Here is an 11,310-nt window from a genome sequence, read left to right on the forward strand (position 1 = left end):
GAGAATTTTAAGAGCTTTCATAAAAATAACTTATGTCAAAATTTATAAAGGTACCAGATATCTAAATGATTTATTGAATGTTATAAGAGGTATTAATCTCAAAGCTTTGCTTTCTATCCCCCAATTTGTTTCATTGATATATCACTTCCGGTAAAGGCGAGGCTCTGTTTTTCTTTTAAGGACTTGAAAAGGTTTTTAGAAAGGAGGGGTTGATTTTTGTAGTCCTTTTTTATGTCGATTCCATTTATTGAACTTATGCAGCCATAAATGCGACCTTGGTGGTCTATTCTTAGTCGATCGCAATCACTACAAAAGGGTTTTGAACTATTGGAGATAAATCCCACTTTAAAGCCATCCTGATCTTCCCAGTAGGTGGCGGTAGCAGATTTTTCTCTTTTTACCGAGGTTAATTTGGCAATTCTTCGTAAGTCAGTGAGCATGTTTTCTTCCTTGTAAAGGTAATCGGTTTTGGAAGAATGTAAATGCCCCATCTTCATCACTTCCAGAAAGCGAATGCTTATTCTTTTGGCTTTTGCGAAACGATAAAGGGGAATTATTTGATCATCATTTATACCTTTCATAATCACTGCATTCAGTTTTAGGGGAATACCTACTTCCAGGGCCTTTTCGATGCCGTTTAGAACAGGATTAATTTTAGATTGGCGGGTAATTTTTTTGAAGGTACTTTCTTCTATAGCGTCCAATGAAATATTTGCTGAACTCAATCCTGCTTCTTTAAGCATGCTTGCTTTTTTGGGGAGTAAAAAAGCATTTGTAGTGATGCCAATGTTTTCAATTCCTAATTTTTTTATTCCTTTGATCAGGGTACAAATGTGCTGATACAGGAGGGGTTCACCACCGGTTAGTCGGATTTTAGTAAGTGGGGTGATACGATGTATGGACTTAATAATTTCAACAAATTCTTCCGGAGGTAAAGTGTTTTTGACTACGGGGTTGCTCCAGCCCGACACACAATAATGACAAGAAAAATTACAGGAATTGGTGAGGCTTACCCGTAACGCCTTAAAAGTTCTATTGAGGTGGTCTTTTATCATTTCCTTATCTTACTCCAAGTTCTCCTTTGTTCACTTTAATAAATTCTTCTTTGGGCGCATCACACAAACTACAAAGGTAGGTGGATTGTAATTCTTCAAAATTAGTTTTGGCTGGTATTTCCTGTGTTTCATCTCCAAAAATGGGATCATAGGTGGTTAGACAATGCGGACATTGATACGCGTATTCTCTTTCTTTTATTAATGCTTTTTTCAAAGCTTTTCGACTAATTCTTGGTTTGGCGTCAAAAGTGGTATGATCGATATAGACTTTTTGGTGATATTCCTCTACCAATTCTTTTAAACTTGGTGTTAGATCATGAATTTTAATATCTTGTACAAACGGAAGGAATTCGTTTAGGGTAGGATTGAACTCTTTCCTATGAAGTATGTCATAGGTAACCTTCATTGGGATTCCCAAGAAGAACCTACTCAACTTTTCTTGAATGATAATATGGGAAAATGAATGTTTGTATCGGTTATTTATTCCAATAATTACTCCATTTGTACAGAAGTCACCTTGGGCAAATTCTTTTCTAATATAAGTTTTAAGGGCAAAAGCCCTTTCATCAAAGTCATTGATTTGCCAATTAAGTTCTGATTGAGAATGCCCATTATTGATGTTGTGCTTGACAAGGAGCGCTTTCCAGTCCATTAGGGTTTCTTCAATGATATCTTTAATGATAAGAGATTTCCAGGGTGTAATATGGATTTGGCCAATACTGTTTTGTTCGCAGAGGCGGCAAAGGGAATCAAGTTGAGAAAGGTTGAACTCTGCATTTCTTTTGTAGATACCCAGCCAATATTTTTCATGGTATTTATGGATGCCTTCGTAATTGAAAAATTCGGCCACTCGTATGCGTGGAGAGAGGGGGCTTTCCACGAGTTTCGTTTTAAGGAGTATTGCTAGTGTTTGTTCTATTTCTTCTAATGAAGCATCGTTTCGGTATAAATTTTCAAAGGTGGTGATAACTTTTTTGATGTCTTCTGAATAAATCAAGTAGGGGAGAAAAGTGAGGTTGTCTTCTGAAACAGTTCTTAGGTAGACATGCCAAAGATTCACTTCTTCACTTGCTACAAAGTTTATGTCCCCTGTAAAGCTATAAACAATATCCTGTTTTAAATCTGTAATATTTACCCTAATTGAAGGGGTTTCATCAATATCATCTAGTATATCTAAAAATACGCCGTCTTTAACCCAATAGGTGGAAGGAAGAATGTTGTTAGCAAGGTAAGAACTTACAATATTGTGTTTAGTAAACCCTTGCCCGTAGTCGATTTCTGTTTCATAAGCCTTGAAATTTAATTTAAACTGTTCAACTGCTGCATCAGGAATCTGAATGATTAATTCCTGCCGACGACCGAATTGGAAATGAGTAGCTCCAAGACCAGCAGCCAGGTGGGCTATTTTTCTTAAATCTACCGGGGCAAGAATTCCCCCTTTTATAAAGACTTTGGCGGTTAACATCTCCATTTTAACTCAAGATTTTTTCATTTTCCAACATCGCTTTTACTTCTGGTTTACAACTTCCACATCCTAAGCCCGCACCAGTGGTTTTACAGAGGACATTGAAATCCGTGCATCCTTTTTGGATTTCATCCAAGACGTTTAGGTGTCCTACACTATTGCAGGAGCAAATTAATTCACCTTTGATTTCCCTTTTTTTGGTATTTCCCTGGAGGAGCTCCATTCTTTTCTCACCCAATTCAATTTTGTTTTCAATTAGGTCTCGAAATTCAGTGAAGTCACTTTTGTCTCCAATGAGAATAGCACCAATTAATTTATCCTGGTAAACGAGACATTTCTTGTACTTTCTATTTTTCTTGTCTACGAAAATTATTTCCTCATAATTATCGTCGTCAATAGGTGCTTCAATGGCACCAATGGAGCAAAGCTCCAGCCCTTCTACCTTCAATATATTCATTAATAAAGACCCTTTGTAGGTATTGCTGGTGTCCCCCAGGATATATCTTACAGCATACTCTGCTTGTTCTTCAGCGGCAGCCGTAATGCCGTACAGCATTTTATGATGCTCTGCAATCTCACCCAAGGCATAAATGGATTTATCGCTGGTCTGCATAAAATCATTTACCATAACCCCTCTGCCACAGACAAGCCCTGTCTGCTGTGCTATCTCTATATTGGGTTTTGTCCCAATGGCAAATACCAGCGTATCGCAAGGGATGAAACGGCCACTTTTAAGATGAATGCCCTCTAGTTTTTCATTTCCTTTAAAACCCTGTACTTCATCGGTATAAAGGATTTGAATGTTTCTGTCTTTTAATTCCAGGTCCAACAGTTCGCTGCCTAAATCATCCAATTGCCTTTCCATTAGGCGGGAAGCCCGTTGGATAATGGTGACTGTAACACCGAGAGATTGGAGGGAATCAGCCAGTTCTATTCCTAGTAATCCGCCCCCAACAATGACAGCATTTCCTTTCTTTTTGGCGAATTTCTTAATGAAATCTGCATCCTTCCGGCTTCTTAGGGTGAAAATACCCTTCATATTTTCCGGTATTTGGGAAGGTCGGAAAGCTCTGCTACCCGTGGCCATTATAATAAGATCGTATGTGTGTTCTTTCCCAAGGGAATCCACCACTACCTTATTTTTCCGGTCAATATGTTCAATGCTGGTTTCTGTATGTATGCGACAATCTAATTCTTCCTCCTCTCTTTCTACCTTATGTTTGAGCAGCATGTTCCAGTCTTTTTTGCCATTGATATATTCAGGCAACATTACCCTGTTATAAAATGCTACTTTTTCGCGGCTAAAGACTTCAATTTCGTCCTGTTGATTGCTTTTTCGGTACTGTGTAACAAAGCGGAAGGCCGCGGCTCCAGCTCCAATTACAATAATCTTTTGCTGTTTCTTCCTATATTTTTTTACTGTTACAGCACTAAATTTAAATGCAGGTTGCTTTGAGGTTTTATCAACCAGTGTACTTGTGAGATTATTTGTTCGGGTTAAGTCTTTCCCCAGACTTCTTCCCCAATGCATAGGCAGAAAAACAACGCCTTTTTTTATGTCTGTTGTTATTTTGGCGGTTACCCGTACTTTGCCTCTGTCGTTTGCAATTTCAACAATATCTTGATCTTGAATGTTGATTTGAGAAGCATCCTCTGGGTGTATCTCTAAAAAAGGCCTCGATATGTGTTGGTTTAATTTTTTTACCTTGGCCGTTCGGGTCATGGTATGCCATTGATCGCGAATCCTCCCAGTTATGAGGATAAAAGGATAATTGTTGGTGGTTGTCTCCACTTCCTGAGCTGTTTCTGGGGATAGGATTTGAGCCTTTTTGTTGGGAGTAAAGAATTTTTGATCGGTAAACAGACGTTGTGTACCGTGAGTAGCACCCTTCGGAAAAGGCCATTGCACTGAACCTTTTTCTTTTAAGATGGAGTAATTTAGACCACTAATATCTAGGTTGGTGTTCTTTGTTAGGCCTGAATGCTCCAAATAAATATCTTCTGTGGTTTTATAGTCAAAGGCTTCTCCAAAGCCCATTTTTTTGGCAAATCGAATAAAAATTTCCGTATCCGGAAGTGCCTGCCCCGGAGGGTCCAGCACTTTATTGAGGTAACTTATCCTTCTTTCCGAATTGGTCATAGTTCCTTCTTTCTCCAAATAACCTGCAGCAGGGAGTACGAGATCGGCATATTTTAGCGTATCCGAACGATTAGAAATATCTTGTACGATGACGAATTTGGCTTTTTTAAGAGCAGCATCTGCTAATCGGGCATTGGGCCAACTTACAAGGGGGTTGGTGCAGACAATCCAGATGGCTTTCATTTTACCACTGGATAAGGCCTTCATCATTTGGGTAGCAGTGAGGCCGGGAGCTTCACTTAATTTATCTACACCCCAATATTTAGCTACTTCTTCCCGATGGATTGGATTGGTGTAGTCCCGATGGGCTGCTAGCATATTGCTTAAACCGCCTACTTCTCTTCCACCCATAGCATTTGGTTGGCCAGTAAGGGAAAAGGGGCCGGCTCCTGGCTTTCCTATTTGCCCGGTAATGAGAGATAGGTTCAACAAGTATAAATTTTTATTTACGCCCTGTGTGCTTTGATTGAGGCCCATGGCCCACATGGAAATATAGGCATTGGACTTTCCTATGGCTTCTGCTGTTTCATAGATTTGAGAAGTAGGAATCCCACAGGTTTTGGCCGCCTCTTCAATGGAAGTATTGAAAACACTTTCTTTATAAGCTTCAAAGCCGTTTGTGTGATTGGTAATGAAGCCGGTGTCAATATCATTGTTTTCAATGATGAGCCTTCCAATAGCTTTGTAAAGAACACTATCTGTTCCTGGGTTAAGTTGTAAATGAATGTCGGCTATGGAGCAGCTTTGGGTTTTACGTGGATCTGCAACTATAATTTTTACATGAGGATTTTTTTCTTTGTGCTCCTCTAATCTCCGGAAAAGAATTGGGTGACACCAGGCTGGGTTAGCTCCGGTAATGAAGAAAGTGTCTGCCAATTCAATGTCGGTATAAGAAATAGGTACAGCATCTTCTCCTAAGGCTTTTTTGTATCCCACCACGGCAGAGCTCATACATAGCCTGGAGTTTGTGTCAATGTTATTGGTACCTAGAAACCCCTTTGTTAATTTATTGGCTAAGTAATATTCCTCTGTTAACAATTGACCCGAAACATAAAAGCCCACCGAATCCGGTCCATATCTTTTAATTAAAGATTTGAAAACCGCGGCTGCACGTTCTATGGCGGTATCCCAGGATACCTCCGTTCTTTCCTGCGAACGGTGCCACTTCATCTGGGGTTTGAGGATTCTGTCAGACTGGTCCGACACCGTATAATGCAAAGTTCTGCCTTTGGAGCAAAGCATTCCTTTATTCACTGGATGGGCTTCATCTCCCTCAACTGTTATCGCATTGAACTTATCCTTTTTTACTACAATTCCACAGCCCGTTCCACAATAAGAACAAGTCGACTTGTATTTTCTTTCTTTGGAATAATGCATAGGTGTCTTAAAAATACAATTTATTAGTTAGAACTCCCATTAAGGGTCAGACTTCACTAAATGAGATTGAGGAGCTTTGAAAATTATATCTTCCCCTTAAAATAAATGAATTTGTTCTTTTCTATTTATGGTTGTTGGCTGGAAAATATGTTTGTTGCTTTTCATTGAGTTTAGCATTCATTTTGGTCTTGATAAAAAAACGAAGAAAAAATTCAAGAACTCACCTTTTGGAGTCCTGAAGGCGGTTGAAATTAATTCCTTTCTTAAGAATTTAATAAGCTTCATCCCATATGTCTAACCCACAGCCCGCTTTTGATTTGCCCAACCTTCCAGAGGGCATTAACAGAAAATACTGCTTCATTATAATTTTAATGCTTACATTGTTTTTGAAAGGGGTAGTTTATTTTTTCAATTGTTCCCTAAAAAAGGATCCTACGAGTCCTTTTGGTTGCTGGAATTAATTTTTTTATTGAAAAGCCTTTAGGCTTTTTCTTCTCTTTGAGGTTGTTCCACGTTTAATTTAATTTTCATTTCATATTCTTCTACATCCAATTGGTCATTTTGGCCTTCTTCAAATCTTGTGGAAAGTTTGGGCAGTCGGTGTTTTATGATTCTTTGGACTACTGCATGCATCCAGATTAGGCAACTGGCAGAAAGGAAAAACATGAACATCCATGCACTGGACCATAACCCAGTTGCTTCTAGTAAGTACCCAAAAATTACAGGGCAAAAGAACCCTCCCAGGCCTCCTAATACGCCCACCATTCCTCCAACTACACCTACTTCCTTGGGGAAATAATCAGGAATATGCTTGTATACTGCTGCTTTCCCAATTCCCCATATGGCCCCTATTAAAATGACTAGAACAGTGAAAACCCAAACATTGGCCTGGAAATAGATATGAGTGGAGCCTTTGGCGATCAATTGTTTTTTTGTTACTCGATCATTAACTTGGACTACCGGGGTTTGCCAGGATTCCTTTACAGGAAGGAAATGATTCTCTTTTTCTACATTGGCCATTTTGTCTTGGCGTTCCTGAAGGGGGTACACTTGATTATCCACCTGAATGAAGCTTGGGGAAATATTTGTAACTATTCCTTCATTTTTGGCTAAGACCCCTTTTCCCGGAGATGAGATATCCATCCTAGGGATTATGAGAAAGAGGCTTATTACTGCTGAAGATCCCAGTACCCAATACATTACCTTTCTGGCTCCAAATAGGTCAGATAAATACCCACCAAGGGCCCTGATTACTCCTGAAGGGAGACTGAATAGTGATGCACAGATACCGGCAAATACTAACGGCATAGCATAAACATTTAAAAAATAAGGAACCAGCCACTGTGCAAATGCCACAAAACAACCGAAAACTAAGAAATAATATAGGCCAAAACGCCATACCCGGATGTTTTTTAAAGGTTGTAATTGTTGTTTAAGGGTCCGGTTGGAGCTTTCCGGTTTTTTATTTTTTGCCAATAAGAAGAAGAGGATAGCAGTTAAAACAAGTATGCCTGCGTAAATTATAGGTAAAACACGCCAGTTTTCAATTTGGGCGCCATTGTTAGTTGCATAATTTAAAAGGGAGGGTGCAAAAATGGTGGTAAGGGCTGCTCCAGCATTTCCCACTCCAAATATACCTAATGCGGTACCTTGATTTTTCTTATCAAAGAATATGGAAGTGTAGGCAATTCCAACGGCGAAGCTTGCCCCAGTTAATCCAAAACCAAAACTACACCAGACAAATCCCCAAAATGAATTGACATAGCTTAATAAAAAGGTAGGAATAGCACAAAGTAGTAGCAGGATAGTAAATACGGGTTTTCCTCCAAATTTGTCTGTGAGAATTCCGGCAGGGAGCCTAAAGATGGCTCCTGTGAGTACGGGTATTCCCATTAGCCAACCTATCTTGGAAGAGTCCCAGTCAAAAACTTGGTTATCTACTAGGAAGGTGACTAAAACCCCATTCATTAACCAAACGGCAAAACAAATGGTGAAAGCAAAAGTGTTGAGGAAAAGGATTTTGTTGGCAGTTCCAGCGTCTTTCATAGTGATTTTTTGTTTTGGTATTTGATGTTACGTATCAAATATACGTAAATAGAACTGTAATGCAAGTAAATTTACTTAATTAATACGTAAATTGGAGGGCCGGATCAATGAGTTTGGGTGTTTGATATTGAAAACAGTTAGGGGGATTTCATTGATACGTGCCTCTGAAATTTTAAAGAAAGAAGATAATTGAAAAGTAAGGTTATTAGTCCTTGTTTAAGTACTTTTATGTGTCCCTCTTCCCCATTAGGGCCGAAAAAGGTGAATGGAAAGTGGATGCTTAAACCAATTATTTTACGAAAAATTCTTCTGTATTACTGCTTTACCAATAAAAATGAAAAAGGCAGAACTTGGGAGTCCCTTATTGGACTATTGAAATCAATCTTATTCTAAAGAATGCTGATTTTTAATTTAGAAGGATAGGCGGGTCAAAAGCTGGCTAGGGGAAGGAAGCATTTTTGATGCTTGATATTTTTGTTCGTTTTGTATCAATACGAAATGAACAAAAGCCTTAATCTAGTGAGAATTTTCAGTAATAAGCAAAGCTTTTAGAAAGAACCCCCATAAAGCATTAAGCTTCTCAAGCAAAACTAAAAAGATGCGTGGGAGTCTTTTAGACTACTTAAATCAATTGTTTTCTAAAGCAACTATTTTCTGCTCAAGGGCTACTCGCACCATATCTGCTGCATTATTTACAGAGAGTTTTTTCATAATCTTGGAACGGTGAGTTTCGATAGTGCGTACACTGATACCACATTCCTCCGAAATGGTTGGGTTGCTGTCTCCTTTCACAATTCGGGACAAAATATCCATTTCCCTTTTGGTAAGAGCGTAATCTTTATGGGGTCGATTTGGGGGGTGTGCGGGTTTTGAATCTAGGTATCGATTGACAATAATATTTGAAACTTCACTACTGAAGTACTTATTGCCATTCATAATAGTCCTTAAAGCCTTGATGATTTTTTCTTTTCCATTGTCCTTCAAAAGGTAACCGTAGGCCCCACTATCTACCGCTTTCAAGACATATTCTTCCCGGTCGAACATGGATAAGAAAAGAACTTTTGTAGGGAGCTTCATTTTTTTTAGCTCCTCCATTGTATCCAGTCCATTCATTCCAGGCATGTTGATGTCGAGAATAAGTATATCGGGTTCCTGTTCTTTGACCAGCTCCAGGGCTTCTTTCCCGTTAGATCCCAGTCCTACCACCTCAATGGAGGGCTCAGAATCGAAAAGCATTTTCATTCCAAACCTTACAATTTCGTGATCGTCAACGATTACGATTTTAATATTTTTCATAACTTTCTTTGTCTAGGGGCACCTCCACAAAAATACTACTTCCTTTATCTTTTGTGGAATTGATCATCAGTTTTCCTCCAATTAACTCCACCCGTTCGACCATATTGGCTAGCCCATTTCCCATGTCCCGCCTTCCTCTAGTTTTTAATTTTTCTTTGGAGTCAAACCCAATGCCATTGTCTTGTACGTTCAAATTTAAGTATTCTGCATCATTTTCAATGGAGACAATTATTCTTGAGGTTTCTGCATGTTTTAAAGCGTTATTTACAGACTCCTGTACAATACGGTATAAGTTTATTTCAATGTTTTTATCTAATCTTGCGTCTAACATTAAATTGCTATTGAGTAAAATCTCGACCTCATTATTCTTTTTCAGGTTTTGAATAAACTCTTTGATGGATGCTTCCAGGCCAAAGTCATTTAAGACTGGGGGAAGCAAATCCGAAGAGATTCTGCGAATTTCTTTGATAATATTCTGAAGCTGTTTTTTAGCTTCTTTAATACAATAAGTCTGTTTTTCGTTGACTGCCTCAATCGATTCGATTACAAACTTAAGGCCCGTGAGCATTTGTCCTATGCCGTCATGAATTTCAAATGACATTCTTTTTCTTTCTTTCTCCTGTCCTGAGATAATTGCGTAGGAGGCAATTCTTTGTTCATCTTTTTGATGCTGCAATTGTTGTTGGTTGAGTCTGGCTAATTCTGCTTCTGCCTGTTTTCTTTGAGTGATTTCAGAACATATCACTAAGTATTGATAAATCTCTCCAGAAGGAGATTTAATTGGGATTAAGGTCACATCTAACCAGAAATAAGAACCGTCCTTGTCATGATCACGAATCTCTGACTGCCAAGCATTCTCGTGTTTATTGGGGTCGTTAATGAATTGATAAACTTTACTTTCTTCACCTGTAAGTAAATTTTCAAAAAGCTTTTTCCCGATCAGTTCTTCTATTGGGTATTTGGAGATTTCACTGTATTTCTTATTGGCATAAGTAATAATTCCAGAAGAGGTGGTCTTAATTAAAATGGTAGCTGCGTCCAGAGCAAAAGACATGTCCTTGATTTCCTTATGCATTTCCTCCAAAGAGGTATTGAGTTCGGATAGGGCAGTGGCGGCTTCTTGTGATTTTTTTTCCGAATCAATCATTTTAAGGAGGTCTTTTTTTAATTTCCTAAAAATGGGAAAGAAGATAAAGACGCCTATTATTATTAATGCGGTAAAAATTATCAAAGAAAATCGCAGCGCTATTATCTGACTTTGGTTTATCCTTTGGTTAGAGAGAACTTCTAGTTCCTGATTAAGGAGGTCTATTTCTTTTAAAAAATCCTCCTCATGTGTTAAGATATTAGCAACCTGTTCTTTAATGTCGATTCCTTTCTCAATTTTTAAACAGGCCTCATAGATGGTAGTATGAAGTGTTGTTACTTTATTGATTTGATCCCCAAAGTTTTCCGGCAGCCTAATGTTTATTAATTGATTGTACTGTTCTTGAAAGAGATTGGCTGCAGAAAAAAGGTATTCTTTTTTTTCTTGGCTTAAGCCCTCGGCTTGGATTTTGGAAGCCGTCTTTTCTATTTTATGAATGAGAATACTTTGTTTACTGGTAATATGAATTATTTGAGTGTACTCTTGCTGTTTTTGAAGGGAGTTTTGGATTTTAAAGTAACTGACTAGACTAATAATTCCCACCACTGAAAGGGCAATAGTGTATACCCAGTGGAAATAATTATAAATTCCAGAGGTGGCTTTGGTCTTTCTGGTCCTTAAGGGGGTATTCATAAATGCTAAACGATGATTACGTAAATATACTTAATAAAGTACGGGGGACAATGCCCTTTTATATTAATTACTTTGCTTGGAAAGGGGGCAGTTATATCAATTTCCTAAAGATTTACTTTTTTCTATTGGAAAAAGTTAATGGCTCCTTAAT

Annotated in this window: 6 protein-coding genes; all 6 read right to left on the reverse strand. The window is 38.4% G+C overall.

Going from position 1 to position 11,310, the window contains the following annotated elements; genetic code table 11:
• Window positions 1-113: 113 nt before the first annotated feature.
• Entirely contained in the window at window positions 114-1,055 is a 942-nt protein-coding gene (locus E1171_RS16730) for a GTP 3',8-cyclase MoaA (RefSeq protein ID WP_155207199.1), read from the reverse strand.
• Between the two features lie 4 nt (window positions 1,056-1,059).
• Window positions 1,060-2,526 (reverse strand): rubredoxin domain-containing protein, encoded by a 1,467-nt coding sequence (locus E1171_RS16735; RefSeq protein ID WP_155207200.1) that lies wholly within the window; start codon window positions 2,524-2,526, stop codon window positions 1,060-1,062.
• Between the two features lies 1 nt (window position 2,527).
• Window positions 2,528-6,037, reverse strand: coding sequence for a nitrate reductase (locus E1171_RS16740; RefSeq protein ID WP_155207201.1), 3,510 nt, complete (start codon window positions 6,035-6,037; stop codon window positions 2,528-2,530).
• A 480-nt stretch (window positions 6,038-6,517) separates the two neighbouring features.
• Entirely contained in the window at window positions 6,518-8,083 is a 1,566-nt protein-coding gene (locus tag E1171_RS16745) for an MFS transporter (RefSeq protein ID WP_155207202.1), read from the reverse strand.
• Between the two features lie 627 nt (window positions 8,084-8,710).
• Window positions 8,711-9,379 (reverse strand): response regulator transcription factor, encoded by a 669-nt coding sequence (locus E1171_RS16750; protein WP_155207203.1) that lies wholly within the window; start codon window positions 9,377-9,379, stop codon window positions 8,711-8,713.
• Window positions 9,366-11,159, reverse strand: coding sequence for a PAS domain-containing sensor histidine kinase (locus E1171_RS16755; RefSeq protein WP_155207204.1), 1,794 nt, complete (start codon window positions 11,157-11,159; stop codon window positions 9,366-9,368). The genes E1171_RS16750 and E1171_RS16755 overlap by 14 nt, the downstream gene beginning before the upstream one ends.
• Window positions 11,160-11,310 lie beyond the last annotated feature (151 nt).

Source organism: Xanthovirga aplysinae, from assembly GCF_009711365.1.
Classification (GTDB): domain Bacteria; phylum Bacteroidota; class Bacteroidia; order Cytophagales; family Cyclobacteriaceae; genus Xanthovirga; species Xanthovirga aplysinae.